General features: G+C 64.3%; 15 protein-coding genes, 1 tRNA gene and 1 riboswitch. Of the genes, 11 read left to right on the forward strand and 5 right to left on the reverse strand.

The features are described from left to right. Positions 1-145: 145 nt before the first annotated feature. Together panD and H4V95_RS02670 are read right to left on the reverse strand one after the other, a co-directional pair. Positions 146-577: an aspartate 1-decarboxylase gene (gene panD, locus H4V95_RS02665; RefSeq protein ID WP_209728623.1), complete on the reverse strand. Its 432-nt coding sequence runs from the start codon at positions 575-577 to the stop codon at positions 146-148. A gap of 248 nt (positions 578-825) precedes the next feature. Further along, positions 826-1,686, reverse strand: coding sequence for a LysR substrate-binding domain-containing protein (locus tag H4V95_RS02670; protein ID WP_196865484.1), 861 nt, complete (start codon positions 1,684-1,686; stop codon positions 826-828). Positions 1,687-1,803: 117 nt separating this feature from the next. Between H4V95_RS02670 and H4V95_RS02675 the strand changes: the two genes are divergently transcribed. Both H4V95_RS02675 and H4V95_RS02680 read left to right on the forward strand, forming a co-directional pair. Beyond that, positions 1,804-3,183: an MFS transporter gene (locus H4V95_RS02675; RefSeq protein ID WP_395939788.1), complete on the forward strand. Its 1,380-nt coding sequence runs from the start codon at positions 1,804-1,806 to the stop codon at positions 3,181-3,183. Positions 3,184-3,257: 74 nt separating this feature from the next. Further along, positions 3,258-3,596, forward strand: a complete 339-nt coding sequence (locus H4V95_RS02680; RefSeq protein ID WP_209728625.1) for a YnfA family protein — start codon at positions 3,258-3,260, stop codon at positions 3,594-3,596. 40 nt (positions 3,597-3,636) lie between these two features. On the opposite strand, the gene H4V95_RS02685 is transcribed toward H4V95_RS02680, so the two are convergent. Beyond that, positions 3,637-3,710: transfer RNA gene (locus H4V95_RS02685), tRNA-Gly, on the reverse strand. 202 nt (positions 3,711-3,912) lie between these two features. Here H4V95_RS02685 and kynA point away from each other — a divergent pair. Together kynA and dcd are read left to right on the forward strand one after the other, a co-directional pair. Beyond that, positions 3,913-4,767, forward strand: a complete 855-nt coding sequence (kynA, locus tag H4V95_RS02690; RefSeq protein ID WP_209728627.1) for a tryptophan 2,3-dioxygenase — start codon at positions 3,913-3,915, stop codon at positions 4,765-4,767. A 34-nt stretch (positions 4,768-4,801) separates the two neighbouring features. Next, positions 4,802-5,377, forward strand: coding sequence for a dCTP deaminase (gene dcd, locus H4V95_RS02695; protein ID WP_196865481.1), 576 nt, complete (start codon positions 4,802-4,804; stop codon positions 5,375-5,377). Between the two features lie 3 nt (positions 5,378-5,380). On the opposite strand, the gene H4V95_RS02700 is transcribed toward dcd, so the two are convergent. Next, on the reverse strand, positions 5,381-6,892 hold the full coding sequence (locus H4V95_RS02700) for an MFS transporter (protein ID WP_395939861.1): 1,512 nt from the start codon (positions 6,890-6,892) through the stop codon (positions 5,381-5,383). 124 nt (positions 6,893-7,016) lie between these two features. On the opposite strand from H4V95_RS02700, the gene H4V95_RS02705 reads away from it, so the two are divergent. Genes H4V95_RS02705 through mnhG form a run of 6 tightly spaced genes read left to right on the forward strand, consistent with a single transcriptional unit; the run spans position 7,017 to position 13,360 of the window. Next, on the forward strand, positions 7,017-10,025 hold the full coding sequence (locus tag H4V95_RS02705) for a Na+/H+ antiporter subunit A (protein WP_209728629.1): 3,009 nt from the start codon (positions 7,017-7,019) through the stop codon (positions 10,023-10,025). Continuing rightward, positions 10,022-10,516, forward strand: coding sequence for a Na(+)/H(+) antiporter subunit C (locus H4V95_RS02710; RefSeq protein ID WP_196865478.1), 495 nt, complete (start codon positions 10,022-10,024; stop codon positions 10,514-10,516). The genes H4V95_RS02705 and H4V95_RS02710 overlap by 4 nt, the downstream gene beginning before the upstream one ends. Continuing rightward, complete coding sequence (locus tag H4V95_RS02715) at positions 10,513-12,123, forward strand: Na+/H+ antiporter subunit D (RefSeq protein ID WP_196865477.1); 1,611 nt, start codon at positions 10,513-10,515, stop codon at positions 12,121-12,123. The genes H4V95_RS02710 and H4V95_RS02715 overlap by 4 nt, the downstream gene beginning before the upstream one ends. Next, on the forward strand, positions 12,120-12,704 hold the full coding sequence (locus H4V95_RS02720; RefSeq protein WP_196865476.1) for a Na+/H+ antiporter subunit E: 585 nt from the start codon (positions 12,120-12,122) through the stop codon (positions 12,702-12,704). The genes H4V95_RS02715 and H4V95_RS02720 overlap by 4 nt, the downstream gene beginning before the upstream one ends. Continuing rightward, positions 12,704-12,961 carry a monovalent cation/H+ antiporter complex subunit F gene (locus H4V95_RS02725; RefSeq protein ID WP_395939862.1) on the forward strand — a complete coding sequence of 86 codons (258 nt, stop codon included), beginning with the start codon at positions 12,704-12,706 and terminating at the stop codon, positions 12,959-12,961. The genes H4V95_RS02720 and H4V95_RS02725 overlap by 1 nt, the downstream gene beginning before the upstream one ends. A gap of 3 nt (positions 12,962-12,964) precedes the next feature. Further along, a complete protein-coding gene (mnhG, locus tag H4V95_RS02730; protein ID WP_209728631.1) occupies positions 12,965-13,360 on the forward strand; it encodes a monovalent cation/H(+) antiporter subunit G in 396 nt (131 codons plus the stop codon). A gap of 9 nt (positions 13,361-13,369) precedes the next feature. Here mnhG and H4V95_RS02735 read toward each other — a convergent pair whose 3' ends face one another. Further along, positions 13,370-13,630 carry a DUF4235 domain-containing protein gene (locus H4V95_RS02735; RefSeq protein WP_196865473.1) on the reverse strand — a complete coding sequence of 87 codons (261 nt, stop codon included), beginning with the start codon at positions 13,628-13,630 and terminating at the stop codon, positions 13,370-13,372. A 132-nt stretch (positions 13,631-13,762) separates the two neighbouring features. Further along, a riboswitch (TPP riboswitch) is annotated at positions 13,763-13,879 on the forward strand. Positions 13,880-13,946: 67 nt separating this feature from the next. On the opposite strand from H4V95_RS02735, the gene H4V95_RS02740 reads away from it, so the two are divergent. Next, positions 13,947-14,564: an ECF transporter S component gene (locus H4V95_RS02740; RefSeq protein ID WP_209728633.1), complete on the forward strand. Its 618-nt coding sequence runs from the start codon at positions 13,947-13,949 to the stop codon at positions 14,562-14,564. Positions 14,565-14,567 lie beyond the last annotated feature (3 nt).

Here is a 14,567-nt window from a genome sequence, read left to right on the forward strand (position 1 = left end):
AGATAGCCCGGTCGCCCTAGGTACAGTAGGCGATCCGGAGCAACCTTGTCTTTGAGACCATATGCCCTGTGTGCGAAATTCGCCACAACATCAGGTTGCAATCCGGGCAGGGTTGAGGTGGAAAGGTGCCCCTGAACGTAAGCGCTTACTGAAGCAGTGCTGAATTATTCAGCGCGTGGGGTGGCCGCTCGAGGCCGTAGACAACGCTCTCGGCGGGGTCGTTGCCGAGGTCGACGATGCGGTTCTGCCCATCGACATGCACCACGGTGGGCAGGTACTCATGCGCTTCGGCGTCGGTGAGCTGCGCATAGGTGATGAGGATGACCGTGTCACCCTGGTGGACCAGATGCGCCGCAGGACCATTGATGCCCAGCACTCCCGAACCGCGTTCACCGGCGATGGTGTAAGTCTCCAGGCGTGCGCCATTGGTGACGTCGACAATCGAGACCATCTCTCCGGGGAGGATGTCTGCCGCTTCGAGCAGGTCAAGGTCCACGGTGACGGACCCCACGTAATGAAGGTCGGCGTGGGTTACCGTCGCGCGGTGGATTTTGGACTTAAACATTGTGCGATTCATCAGAATCAAGTATACGGTCGCCGCGGAGGACCGGCTATGTGGTGTTGCGCACTGGCAGCTCGACCGCATCCACACTGGCCCGCTCCCACTTTCCGAGCGTTGGCTCCAGCGGGTTGCGGGCGGCTGGTCGACGTAGCGTGCAGGTCCTCCCACTTCCTGGTGCCCGACGACGTCGTGAACCAGGAGTGTCCCCCGAAGACACGCCCCTCGGGTGCCAGAACCAGGGGAAACCTGCACGGCCCAGCCCCTCACGCATCCGGGGCCTTCCGGAGGGCGCGGCCCATGATCGCGGACGTCAGCGCGGCCACCAGTTCCTGGTTGGCCAGGGGGTTGCTGAGCAGGGTGAAGTCCACGGCGCCGACCGCGGGGAGGTCGAAGCGGTTGCTGACCTGGACCAGGTCCTCAGGGATGAGGGATTGCGGGAAAACGGCCAGACCAATGCCGGCACGCGCTGCGGCCAGGACCCCATTGATCTCCCGGGTGTTGCAGGTGATGCGCCAGGTCCTGCCGGCCTTTTCCAGAGCATCGATGGTCATCTGACGGGTGAGGCTGGGGGACTGGTAGACGATCAACGGAACCGGTGCGCCGTCCTCCAGGGTGGTCTTCCCGTGACCTGCCCAGACCAGCTGGTCGCTCTGCACCAGGGTTCCCTCGCCGGTGCCGCTCATGTACTTGATGAAAATCAGGTCCACCTGGCCGGCCCGCAGCCGGCGCAGCAGCAGGGGGCTCTGGGTGACGGTGAGCTCGAGGTTGATCTGCGGGTAGAGCTGACGGAAATGACGGAGGATGCGGGGAAGCTGGGTGACGGCCAGATCATCGGCCACGCCAAACCTGAGGCGGCCCCGCATGGCCGAGCCGGAAAAGTACGCCACGGCCTGTTCCTGCGCCGCGAGGATGGTCCGGGCGAACCCTGCCATCGCGTCACCGTTGTCGGTCAGGCTGACGCCCCGGGTGTCCCGCAAGATCAGTTGGCGCCCCGCGGCCTCCTCCAGCTTCCGGATGTGCTGGCTGACCGTGGGCTGGCTCAGGTTTAACCGGCCCGCTGCGCCGGTGAAGCTGAGGGTTTCCGCCACGGCGAGGAACGTTCTGAGCTGAACCGGGTCATACAATGGCGGGCCCATCTATTACGTTTTCGAATACGAGTTATAGCCACCATACGCTTTCATGATGAATCGGCGGTGCGTAGCGTGGAAAGCGTTCCCCCACTCCCAGCACAGGAAGACACCTTGGCACCCCCACCCCCCTCCGCCGGCCCGGCCGGGGACCCCACGCTGACCGCACCCATGCCGATCACCAGCGCGCGCCCTGCTTGGCGCGACACCTTCATCTCCCTCCGCATCCCCAATTTCCGCCGGTTCGCGATCTCCCACCTGATCGCCGTCATCGCGATGTGGATGCAACGAATTGCCCAGGACTGGATGGTGCTGGAGCTCTCCGGATCGGTCACTGCCGTCGGCATCACCGTGGCCCTGCAGTTCGCCCCGTTCCTCCTCCTGGGGCCCTACGGTGGGATCATCGCGGACCGCTACCCCAAACGCATCCTCCTGATCATCACGCAGAGCCTGGCGGCACTGATGGCCGCGGTGATGGCTGTCCTCGCCCTGACCGGGCTTGTGGAGGTATGGCATGTCTATGTCATCGCGTTCACCCTGGGGCTGGTCACCGTGGTCGATGCTCCGGCGCGACAGGTCTTCGTCAATGACCTGGTGGGCCCAATGCACCTGCGCAACGCCATCAGCCTGAACTCGTCGATCTTCCAGGTGGGTGCAATGGTGGGCCCGGCGATCAGCGGTGTGCTGATCACCGCGATTGGCGGCGGCTGGGCGTTCGCGGTGAACGCTGTCGCATGCCTCTACACGGTGATCACCCTCGCACTGCTGCGGACCGACCAGTTGTCGGTGGCCGCCCGGGTGCCCCGGGCCAAGGGGCAGCTCCGCGAAGGCGCCCGGTACGTGATGCGGAAGCCCGCGATCTTCTGGTGCATGCTCACCGGAGCGTTCGTTTCGGTGTTCGCCATGAGTACGCCCGTGCTGATGGCGGCGTTCGCGGACACCGTATTCGACTCCGGCGCCCAGGGGTACGGATTCCTCAACACCGCGCTGGCCACCGGGTCGCTGGTCGGTGCGCTCGCCTCCACCCGACGGACCACCCTGAGGCTGAGGGGCGTGCTCGGGGGTGCTGCCGCGTTTGGTGGTTTCATGGCCCTCGGCGCGGTTGCCCCGAACCAGGCAGTCTTCGCCATCCTGATGTTCCTTGCCGGGATCGGCTGTCTCTGGTTCATCACCGGCGCCAACCAGCTGGTGCAGATCTCGTCCAACCTCGCGATCCGGGGCCGGGTGATGGCCCTGTACATGATGGTGCTCATCGGTGGGCAGGCGATCGGCGGCCCGATGATCGGCTGGCTGGCTGAGAACATCGGGGCTTCCACCACGGTGTTGATCGCTGGTGGCGTGCCACTGCTGGCGTCCGGAGTGATCGCCGTCGTCCTCGCCCGGAAGGGACAACTGACCCTGCGGTTCCGCTACACCCACACCTCCCAGAGCCGACGACGGCTGGTGGCGATCGTCCCGAAGGATCCCGCAGCGCGGCGCCACGCAGCTGTCTGACGGGGGACGCATCTACCTGGAGCCCCGTGCACCTTCCGTCGCCCGGGCTCCGAGGGTGGGCGGGATAATGCACTATGACAGTTGCCCTGGTTGTGGTTCTTTTCGTCTTCGCCGCGCTCGCCGAAATCGGCGGTGCCTGGCTTGTCTGGCAGAGCATCCGTGAGGGCAGGCCATGGTGGTGGGCGGGGCTTGGGGTGATGGCTCTCGCCGCCTACGGGTTCATTGCGACCCTGCAACCGGACGCCAACTTCGGCAGGATCCTCGCAGCCTACGGAGGGGTCTTTGTCGCTGGCTCGCTCGCGTGGGGAGTAGTTTTCGATGGGTTCCGCCCAGATCGCTGGGATCTGGCCGGGTCTGCGCTCTGCCTCGTGGGGGTGGCGATCATCATATTTGCGCCGCGGCCGGTGGTCTGAATTCAGAGCCTAAGAAAGCCAGAAGCGTTCCCGGGGAGATTGGAGCGGGCGACGGGAATCGAACCCGCGTATCGAGCTTGGGAAGCTAGCGCTCTACCATTGAGCTACGCCCGCCTGGAGACCAGGCCACACTGCGGCTCTGATCCCGGCAAAAACAACGAGATTCAGCCTACCCCAACCTCACCGTTGCGAAAACACGTGACCTGGGAAAACCCGGGGTACGGACAGGCAGCCTCGGGCAAGCGGTCCAATCACCGTGCCGAAGTGGAAGTGACTCCCAGCCCCCGGCTCGCACCGGTGTGGGTACCCTAAGACCATGAGCGTCGAGAAGAACACCCGGGACATCGAAGCGGGAATCGAAAAGGATTTCACAGCAAAGATGAGCTACGGGTCGTACCTGTCGCTGGATGAGTTGCTGTCCGCCCAGCACCCGGTGAGCCGGCCGGAGCACCACGATGAAATGCTGTTCATTATCCAGCACCAGACGTCGGAGCTGTGGCTGAAGCTGGTACTCCATGAGATGCGCGCCGTCCATGCGAAACTGCAGGGCGATGACCTGCGCTCAGCGATGAAGGGCATCGCACGCATCAAACACATTCAGCGCTCCCTCACCGAGCAGTGGTCGGTACTGGCCACCCTGACACCTTCCGAATACGCAGAGTTCAGGGGAGACCTGGGGGCGTCCAGCGGATTCCAGTCCTATCAGTACCGGGCCGTCGAGTTCCTGCTCGGCAACAAGAACGCGGGCATGCTGGAGGTTTTCACCAATGACCCGGCAGCCCGGGAACTGCTCTCGGAGCTCCTGGACCAGACGAGTATCTACGACGAGTTCATCCGGCTGCTCTCCCGCCGGGGCCACGCCATTCCCGCCGAGCTGCTCGACCGGGACGTCCGCACGGCGCACGTTTTCAACCCGGATCTGGTCCAGGTCTACAAGGCGGTGTACGAAAACGCGGCCGAACACTGGGACCTGTACGAGGCGTGTGAGGAACTGGTGGACCTTGAAGACAACTTCCAGCTCTGGCGGTTCCGGCACCTGAAGACCGTTGAACGGACCATCGGATTCAAGCGCGGCACAGGCGGGTCCTCGGGTGTCGGCTTCCTGCAGAAGGCCCTTGAGCTCACGTTCTTCCCCGAGCTGTACGCCGTGCGCACCGAGATCGGTCGATAACCACTAACGCCTTGGACTGCGGTATTTTTGAACCGTGCTGATCTCCGACCGCGACATCCGAACCGAAATTGACCGCGAGCGCATTGTGCTCGATCCCTATGATGAGGCGATGGTCCAGCCCTCCAGCGTGGACGTACGGATTGACCGCTACTTCAGGTTGTTCGACAACCACAAGTACGCCCACATCGACCCGGCCGAGGACCAGCCCGACCTGACCCGGTTGGTGGAGGTGGACGCCGATGAGCCGTTCATTCTGCACCCCGGCGAGTTCGTGCTCGGATCAACCTACGAGACCGTGACGCTGCCCGACGACATCGCCGCCCGACTGGAAGGCAAGTCCTCCCTCGGCCGACTCGGCTTGCTGACGCACTCCACTGCCGGCTTCATCGATCCAGGCTTCTCCGGTCACGTCACCCTCGAACTCTCCAACATGGCCACCCTGCCGATCAAGCTGTGGCCAGGATCGAAAATAGGGCAGCTCTGCTTCTTCAGGCTCACCTCCCCGTCGGAACATCCTTACGGGTCAGGACCGTACGGCAACCGCTACCAGGGACAGCGCGGCCCGACGGCGTCGCGCAGTCACCAGAACTTCCACCGCACCGCTATCTGAGACCTAGTAGGACGGCACGACGGCGGGAGCCACCTTCGCCGGTGGCTTCACCGGGAGCAGCACCAGGAGCCCGGCGAGCAGCACCACCAGAATGCCGATGATCCCGTACCGCTGCTCACCGAAGATGGTGATCGACGCGGCGAAGAGGGCCGGGGCGAGGAAGCTCACCGCACGGCCGGTGGTGGCGTAGAGGCCAAACAGTTCACCCTCTTCTCCCGCAGGCGCCAGGCGGGCCAGGTAGGCGCGGGAGGAAGCCTGCGCCGGACCGACGAACAGGGTCAGCATCAGCCCGAACACCCAGAACGTCACGTCTCCGGTCCAGGTGAAGCCCAGCACCTCGTGGGTGCCCGGTCCGAGGATCAGGACGGCGGAGCCCGCAATCAGCAGGCCAATCAGCGCGACGATGATGACCCGTTTCGGGCCCACCCGGTCGTCGAGGAAGCCACCGACGATCGCGCCGACCGCGGCGATCAGGTTCCCGGCGATGGCGAAGACGATCACCTCGCTCAGCGTGAACCCGAAGGTACCCGCCGCGATGATGCCGCCGAACGTGAAAACCGCCGCAAGACCGTCACGGAAAATGGCGCTCGCCAGGAGGAAGAAGATGGTGTGCGGGCTGGTCCGGTAGATCGCCCTGACCCGGCGGAACAACAACCCATAGGACGCGAGGAAGCCCAGCTGCGCTGCCTTGTCCTGACGCGGGACTTCCGGAACCGCAAACATCACCGGCACCGCGAATGCCAGGAACCAGAGGGCCGAGAACACCGCGACCAACCGGATGTTCAGGCTGTCAGTGGTGTCGGAGCCAAACCAGGTGAAGGCTGGCTCCACAAACGCGACCAGCACCAGAATGAGCGCGACAATTCCGCCGACATAACCCATCGCCCACCCGAACCCGCTGATCCGCCCGATACTGCGTGGGGTCGAGATCTGGGTCAGCATCGCGTTGTAGTTCACGCCGGCGAACTCGAAGAAAATGTTGGCCAGGGCGATCAGGGCGACGCCCAGGAGCAGGAACTCCGGTTGGGGGAAGACGAAGAAGCAGAGGCCGGTGAGCAGGGCCACCAAAAGGCTGTTCACCCCCAGCCAGAGCTTCCGCCGTCCACCGTTGTCGGAGCGTTGGCCGGTCACCGGCGCGAGTAAAGCGATCATGGCGCCTGCAATGGCGAGGCCCCAGCCCAGCACCACCGAGGCCCGGGCTTCCCCGCCGAAGGCGTCACTGGTGAGGTACACCGTAAACACGAAGGTGGTCATCACCGCGTTGAACGCGGCCGACCCCCAGTCCCATGACGCCCACGCGAGTACTGGCCGCGACAGGAGCCTGCCCGCACCGCTCGCCTGGCCTGGAACCGCGTCCTTCTCCCGGGCGCTGGAGGAGTGCTGGGACGGTACCGGCTGGGGGGATTCCACGCTCATAGGGTGAATGCTATCCCGCGTTGCCCCCTGCGCAGCTGAGGTAGAAGGCCGTGACGGAACTAAACGTGTAACCGCCACCAGGTATTCCGCGCCGATCATCTCCACTGCCGACGGCGTAACCCGGCGGGATGCCCTGTATTCCACAGGTAGAATAAGTCGAAGCCCCTGACCGTCCGTGCTGTCAACAGCTGACCGTCTCACGCTGAGAGATCAGGAGATCATCGTGCTAATCGTGCTCATCGCGTTGTTCGCGGTAGCCTTTGTTGCGCCCCTGATCTTCCGCCGGCTCGGACGCTCGGCCTTCTACGTGCTGGCCGCCGTCCCCGCTGCTGCGTTCGTCTGGCTGGTCATCACCTTCGACCAGTACACGGGGGAGGGGCAGAACCTCCTCGAGGGCCAGCCCAACGCTCCACCGTCCATCATCTTCCGGTGGATCCCGAGCCTCACCCTGGAACTGGCCTTCCGGATGGACACGCTGGCCGCCGTGCTATCGCTCCTCATCCTCGGAATCGGTGCCCTGGTCCTGTTCTACTGCGCACGGTACTTCAAGCAGAACGACCCCAATCTGGGGCCGTTCGGCGCTCAGCTCCTCGCGTTCGCCGGTGCCATGTTCGGGCTGGTCACCGCCGACGACATGATCCTGCTGTTCATCTTCTGGGAACTGACCACTGTCCTGTCCTACCTGCTGATCGGTTACTCCCGGCACCGTCTTGCGGCACGCCGCGCCGCCCTGCAAGCGCTGATTGTCACCACCCTCGGCGGGCTCACGATGCTGGTCGGCATGATCATGCTGGGCCAGACCGCTGGCACCTATCGGATCTCGGACATCATGGCCCAGTCCGAATCGCTGCTGTCCAACGGGCTGGTGGTCGACGTCGCGATTGGTCTGATCCTGGTCGGAGCGGTCACCAAGTCGGCGCTGATCCCGTTCCACTTCTGGCTCCCCGGCGCCATGGCCGCTCCCACCCCGGTGAGCGCTTACCTGCACGCGGCAGCGATGGTGAAGGCCGGCATCTACCTGGTGGCGCGTTTCGCCCCGGGGTTTGCCGACGCCGCCTCCTGGCTGCCGATGATCATGATCCTCGGATTGGCCACCATGCTGATCGGCGGGTGGCGGGCGCTGCGCCAGCACGACCTGAAACTGATCCTCGCGTACGGTACCGTCAGCCAGCTCGGATTCCTCACCATGGTGGTAGGCCTGGGCGGGCCCGGCGGGGCGCTCGCCGGCCTCGGCATGCTCGTGGCGCACGGGCTGTTCAAGGCGACGCTGTTCCTGGTGGTCGGCATCATCGACCACCAGGCTGGCACCCGTGATATCCGCAAGCTCGCTGGAATCCGCAAAACTGCCCCCGCCCTCGCCGTCATCGCGACCATCGCCGCAGCATCAATGGCCGGCATTCCACCCCTGCTGGGTTTCGTGGCCAAGGAATCAATCTTCGAGACCTTCGTCCACCAGGCAGAGATCGATCCCACTCCCATCGGCACCCTGCTGCTCATCGGCATAGTGGCCGGCTCGGCGCTCACCTTCGCCTACAGCGCCCGGTTTGTCTGGGGCGGATTCGCCTGCAAGGGGAAGGAAGCCACTGAGTTCACCCGCGTGGAGAAGTCATTCCTTTTCGCCCCGGCCCTCCTCACCGTCTTCACCGTGGGGCTTGGACTCTGGCCGGCCCCGCTGGACGCCATCATTCAGCCGTACGTGACGCTGTTCGAGGCCGACGGCGAGGACAGCTACCTTGCCCTGTGGCACGGTTTCACCCCAGCTCTCGCCTTGTCAGTGGTCACCATCGTCGTCGGCGTCCTCTTGTTCTGGTTCCGCGCCCAGGTGGAGCGGACACAGTCCAGGGTGCCGGCCCTGATCGACGCCGAACGCGGCTACAAATACACGATCGGTACGCTCGACGACGTCGCCGTCTGGATCACCGGACGCACCCAGCGAGGTTCGCTGGCGTTCTACCTCTTCGTCATCCTGACCATGGCCATCATCACTCCGCTGACGGCGATCGTGTTCTACGACGCGCCGCTTCCGGACCAGTGGCACTACGCGGACTCGCCGGCGCAGGTGGCGGCCGGCGTCGTCATCATCCTTGGCATCCTCGCTGCGATCCGCGCCACCAAGCGGTTCATGGCGGTGCTCATGGTCGGGGTGACCGGGTATGGAATGGCACTGATTTTCGCGCTGCAGGGCGCCCCCGACCTGGCGTTGACCCAGATGCTGGTCGAGACGATCGTGCTGGTCGCCTTCGTGCTCGCGCTGCGCTCGCTACCCGCACGGCTGTGGCAAAAGGAGCCGGGACGGTACCGGTTGCTCCGCGCCGTCCTGGGGATCTCCTTCGGTCTGGTCATGGCGGCAATCGCGATGTCCTCCATGGCCTCACGTATCGCCGCCCCGGTGTCCCTTGAATATCCGGGCCTGGCCTACGAGGGCGGAGGCGGGGAGAACATCGTCAACGTCACCCTGGTGGACATCAGGGCCTGGGACACTTACGGCGAGATTTCGGTGCTGGCCATTGCCGCCACCGGTATTGCCAGCCTGATCTTCATCCGCGGGCGCGGTGACACCCGCCAGCGGGCCGAAAGCGTCAAATCCGGTTCGGTCGATCGCGGGCAGGAACCCCTGGGCGTGTTCGGGCGGGAAGCCGCGGCGCTGGAGCTGGCGAAGAAGTTCTCGTCGGTCTCGCGGGACGCGTGGCTGGTGGCCGGACGGACCCTCGCACCCGAGCGCAGGTCGATCATCTTCGAGGTCATCACCCGGCTGCTTTTCCACTCGATCATCATTTTCTCGATCTACCTGCTCCTTGCGGGCCACAATCTGCCGGGCGGTGGATTCGCCGGTGGGCTGATGGCCGGGCTGGCACTGACCGTGCGCTACCTGGCGGGTGGGCGCTTCGAGCTGGCGGAAGCCAGCCCGGTCAGTGCGGGGGTTTTGCTCGGTGCGGGTATGGCGACCACCTCCCTCAGCGCATTGATCCCGCTGCTGCTGGGCGGTCAGATCCTCCAGACCGCGATCCTGGAGTTCTGGATGCCAGTGTTCGGGGACGTCAAGTTCGTCACTTCGACCATCTTCGACATCGGCGTCTATCTGGTGGTCGTTGGGCTGGTGCTGGACGTGCTGCGCAGCCTGGGCTCGGAGATTGACGAACGCAGCGAGGGCCTCTCCGCATCGACCGATCCGGACGACATGCAGGCGCAGCAACAAGAACATACCGAGTCCGGCGAGGGAGTGGCCCGATGAGCGTGAACATCACCCTGCTGGTGGTCATGGCAGCCCTCTTCGCGGGCGGCATCTACCTGCTGCTGGAGCGCAGCCTGACCCGGGTCCTGCTGGGCCTGATCCTGCTGGCCAACGGTGCCAACATCCTCCTGCTCTCCACCGGAGGCCGGGCTGGCGTCGCACCGCTGTACTCAGAGGAAATCCCCGCGGACGCCTACTCTGATCCGCTGCCCCAGGCGCTGATCCTCACGGCCATTGTGATCTCCTTCGCCGTCACAGCCTTCATGCTGGGCATCATCTACCGGTCCTGGGTGCTGGGCAGGCGCGATGAGGTGCAGGACGACATGGAGGACCGCAGGGTGGCCAGTCAGAGCAGCTTCGACGCCGAAGACGACGCCGATGTGCCCGAGGAGACCACCGAGTTCACGCCGCTTGAGGAGGCCGAGGAAGCCCCCGGATCCCAGAACGCAGGAGTCCTCGACCTCTCTGCCGACCCGAAGGAGCCACGGTGAACATCGCAAGCTACGCACCGCTGGCGGTAGTCCTGCCCTTCCTCGGTGCGGCAATCGCTTTCCTCCTGATCCGCCACTCAAGGTCACAGCGTGCGGTGAGCATCTCCACGCTGAGCATCACCCTGATCCTCGAACTGTTCCTGCTCCAGAACGCTGCAGTGAACGGCGCAACCGCGGTGTTCATTGGCGGCTGGATGCCGCCGTTCGGGATCACCCTGGTGGTCGACCAGTTCTCGGCGCTGATGCTGGTCATCTCGACGGCAATCAGCCTGGCCGTGCTGGTCTACGCCACCGGGCAGGGAATGACCGACGGGGACGAGGACGGGCCGATCTCGATCTTCCACCCCACCTACCTCATCCTGGTGGCGGGCGTCTCCAACGCGTTCATGTCCGGTGACCTGTTCAACCTGTACGTCGGCTTCGAGATCCTGCTGACCGCAAGCTATGTGCTGATGACCCTGGGCGGAACCACACCCCGAATCCGTGCCGGCGTCACCTACGTGGTGGTCAGCGTGGTGTCCTCCCTCTTGTTCCTGATCGCGATCGGCATGATCTACGCGGCTACCGGCACCATCAACCTGGCCGACCTCGCCGTGAAACTGGGCGAAATCGACCCGGCGACGCAGATGATGCTGCACCTGATGCTGCTCGTCGCGTTCGGGATCAAGGCTGCGGTGTTCCCGCTCTCCTTCTGGCTGCCCGACTCCTACCCGACGGCGCCAGCACCGGTGACCGCAGTGTTCGCTGGCCTGCTTACCAAGGTGGGCGTGTACGCGATGGTTCGCACCGAGACCCTCCTTTTTCCGGGCGACCGGATCAATACGCTGCTGATGGTGGTCGCGATCCTCACCATGGTGGTGGGTATCCTCGGTGCCCTGGCACAGTCCGACATCAAACGAATGCTCTCCTTCACCCTGGTCAGCCACATCGGATTCATGATTTTCGGGCTGGCGATTTCGACGGTGGTCGGCTTGGGTGCTGCCATTTTCTACGTGGCCCACCACATCACCGTGCAGACCAGTCTCTTCCTGGTCACTGGGCTGATTGAACGTCGTGGCGGGACCGCCAACATGGACCGCCTTGGCGGTCTGGCCAAACTCTCTCCGCTCCTCGGAATCCTGTTCTTCATCCCGGCCATGAACCTTGCCGGCATCCCGCCGTTCTCCGGCTTCCTTGGCAAGCTGGGGATCCTGCAGGCAGGCGTCGAGCTGGGCTCGCCGATCGCCTACGTGGCCGTCGGCGCCAGCGTGATCACCTCCCTGCTGACACTTCTGGCGATCGCGAGGGTCTGGAACCGCGCGTTCTGGCGCCGCCCGGAAGACGCCCTCCATCCCGACCCCATCCTGCTGGCAACCAAGGCTGACGGTTCAGCGGTCCGCACCTCGCAGCGCGTCAACGGTGAAACGACCGGCCGGTTCTCCGGACGCAACCCCGTCAACCTGCTGCCACGCACCATGGTCGGTCCGACCATGGGACTCGTGGGGCTCGGCCTGCTGCTCACCCTGCTGGCTGGCCCGCTGTTCGAGATCAGCGACAACGCAGCGAAAAACATGCTGGAACGCACCGACTACATTGAGGCTGTCCTCGGCGAGGGGAGCGCACCATGACCCGGCAGAAGATCCCGTTCATCACCGAACTGCCTCTGATCATCTGGCTGGTCATTGTCTGGGGTGCACTCTGGCAGGACTTCAGCCCGGGTAACCTCATCTTCGGCGGCCTGATCGCCTACGCCGTCGCCAATCTGCTGTACCTGCCCCCGGTGGAGCTCAGCGGACGGTTCAACGTGCTCTACGCCGTGCCGTTCGCGGTCCGGTTCATCTACAAGCTGGTGGTCGCAAGCTTCGAGGTGTTCTGGCTCTCGTTGACCCGCGGGCCGCACCTTGTGAACGCCGTCGTCGCCGTGCAATTGCGTAGCCCGTCAGACCTGCTGGTCACCACCACAGGGCATGCCCTGTCCCTGATCCCCGGATCGCTGGTGATTGAGGTGGACCGTTCCACCTCAACCCTGTACCTGCACTGCCTGAACGTCGTCACCCCCGAAGATGCTGCAAAAATCCGGTCCGACGTGCGCGCCACCGAAGCCTGGCTGATCAGGATCATGGGAACGCGGGACGATCTGGCGCTGCTGACAGCCGAGGACCGGTTCGATGAGGAGAACGACTCCCGTCAGGAAGGGGCCAGCACATGATGACTGTCGCCATCATTATCTCTGCGGGCCTGCTCGTCCTCGCCGCCCTGTGCGCCCTGTACCGCATTGCCCGGGGCCCCTCCATCCTGGACCGGGTGCTCGCCATCGACGTGCTGCTCGCCACCATCGGTGGGGCACTTGCCATGGATATGGCGGTCAACCGGCACCTGGACAACGTGGTGCTCCTGGTAGCCATCTCGGTGATCGGGTTCATCGGCTCGGTCACCGTGGCGCGCTTCGTGACGGACAGGAAATAGGACATGAACGAGACAGTGAATGACGCCCTGACCGCCGTGTTCCTGATCGGCGGATCCCTCATGTCCGTTGCTGCCGGTGTCGGGCTGCTCCGGTTTCCTGACCTGTTGGCCAGAATGCATGCGGCCACCAAACCCCAGGTGTTGGGGTTGCTGTTGTTCCTGCTGGCGATGGCACTGCAGCTGGGCAGCTGGGTCCTGCTGCCCGTGCTGTTGTTGTGCTGGATCTTCATGCTGCTGACCGTCCCCGTCTCGGCCCACATGGTGGGACGGGCAGGCTACCGTACCAAGCACATGCGGCGTGACCTGCTCAGCATGGACGAACTCGATGAGGTCGTAGAGAAGGCGGCCGGCAAAAGGGCGCCCGACCCGAATATGGCCGAGCGCCCCGACGAGACGTAAAGCGGGCGCCTAGGTCAGGTCGCGGGTCTTCGCGAACCGGAGGGCTGCCTTCTGCGTGGTGCGGTTGGTGAGGACCTGCAGGACCGCTCGGACGGCCCCGGAAATCAGGGCGAACGCGATGGCGGAGCGCAGGCTGTTCTCGAGGGCGTCCTCATCCTTGGGTGATGCCTTGCCGGTGGTCTTGTGCCAGATGAAATCCACCAGCTTGGCGCCGACAATTCCGGCTCCGAGGCTCAGTGCTACGCCGAGCAGTTTCATAAACTGGTTCATGGGTGTCTCCTTCGATGGTTGCTCTTTTTCCTAGCCTAGCGTTTCGCCTCGTCGACAACGACGCATCCGTCGCCGAACGCTGGGTGGTTTGGGGGCGGAGTGAAACGATCAGGTGTACGCTGGAAAATGCTAAACATACGACAGGGGAGCGCCGCTCAGATCATGAGCGGGCGCTGAGAGTGCGGACTACCGCAGACCCTCGAACCTGATCCGGCTAGTACCGGCGAAGGGAGTCGAGTATCTCAGGGTGCCCGGCCAGTGGCATTGCTGCAGGCCTTAGGTGCCCTCCCCTCCTGTACCTCAGGAGGAATTCAACATGGCTTCATCACCAGCACAAACCCGTAACACCCCCACCCGACGCCCCAACTATCAGTGGCGCGTGGTCGATATCGTCGTCGCGTCGGTGGTGGCGGTCGCCGTCGGGGTGGTGTTCTTCGCCTGGTCCGCCGGTTACACAGGCATCGCAGCGATCACCAGCGCGTTCCCGCCCTTGGCAGGACTCTATACCGGAGGGTGGCTGATCGCCGGGGTTCTCGGCGGCCTCATCATCAGGAAACCCGGCGCGGCCATTTACTGCGAGGTGCTGGCGGCCGCCGTTTCGGCACTCCTCGGCACCCAGTTCGGCCTGACCACCCTGCTCTCCGGTGCCATCCAGGGACTGGGGGCGGAACTGATCTTCCTGCTGTTCCTCTACCGCAAATGGAACCTCGGGGTGGCGTTGCTCGCCGGGCTGGGTGCTGGACTGGCCCTCGCCATCTCCGAGAACATCCTCTACAACGCCCTCTGGGCCGTGGAATGGCAGCTCATGTACGTGCTCTTCGCATCCATCTCCGGTGTGGTGATCGCGGGGCTTCTCTCGTGGCTGGCCGTCCGGGGACTGGCTAAGACAGGCGTCTTGTCCGCCTTCGCCGCCGGACGAACGGCTGACGTCTAACCG

Source organism: Arthrobacter sp. CAN_C5 (genome assembly GCF_017875735.1).
Classification (GTDB): Bacteria; Actinomycetota; Actinomycetes; order Actinomycetales; family Micrococcaceae; genus Arthrobacter_D.

Bases quoted from the DNA above. Each gene is read 5' to 3' on its own strand.
- H4V95_RS02710 (WP_196865478.1), top strand. From the start codon at position 10,022: ATGAGCGTGAACATCACCCTGCTGGTGGTCATGGCAGCCCTCTTCGCG.
- panD (WP_209728623.1), bottom strand. From the start codon at position 577: ATGAATCGCACAATGTTTAAGTCCAAAATCCACCGCGCGACGGTAACC.
- kynA (WP_209728627.1), top strand. From the start codon at position 3,913: ATGAGCGTCGAGAAGAACACCCGGGACATCGAAGCGGGAATCGAAAAG.
- H4V95_RS02720 (WP_196865476.1), top strand. From the start codon at position 12,120: ATGACCCGGCAGAAGATCCCGTTCATCACCGAACTGCCTCTGATCATC.
- H4V95_RS02735 (WP_196865473.1), bottom strand. From the start codon at position 13,630: ATGAACCAGTTTATGAAACTGCTCGGCGTAGCACTGAGCCTCGGAGCC.
- mnhG (WP_209728631.1), top strand. From the start codon at position 12,965: ATGAACGAGACAGTGAATGACGCCCTGACCGCCGTGTTCCTGATCGGC.
- H4V95_RS02700 (WP_395939861.1), bottom strand. From the start codon at position 6,892: ATGATCGGCGCGGAATACCTGGTGGCGGTTACACGTTTAGTTCCGTCA.
- H4V95_RS02680 (WP_209728625.1), top strand. From the start codon at position 3,258: ATGACAGTTGCCCTGGTTGTGGTTCTTTTCGTCTTCGCCGCGCTCGCC.
- H4V95_RS02725 (WP_395939862.1), top strand. From the start codon at position 12,704: ATGACTGTCGCCATCATTATCTCTGCGGGCCTGCTCGTCCTCGCCGCC.
- H4V95_RS02740 (WP_209728633.1), top strand. From the start codon at position 13,947: ATGGCTTCATCACCAGCACAAACCCGTAACACCCCCACCCGACGCCCC.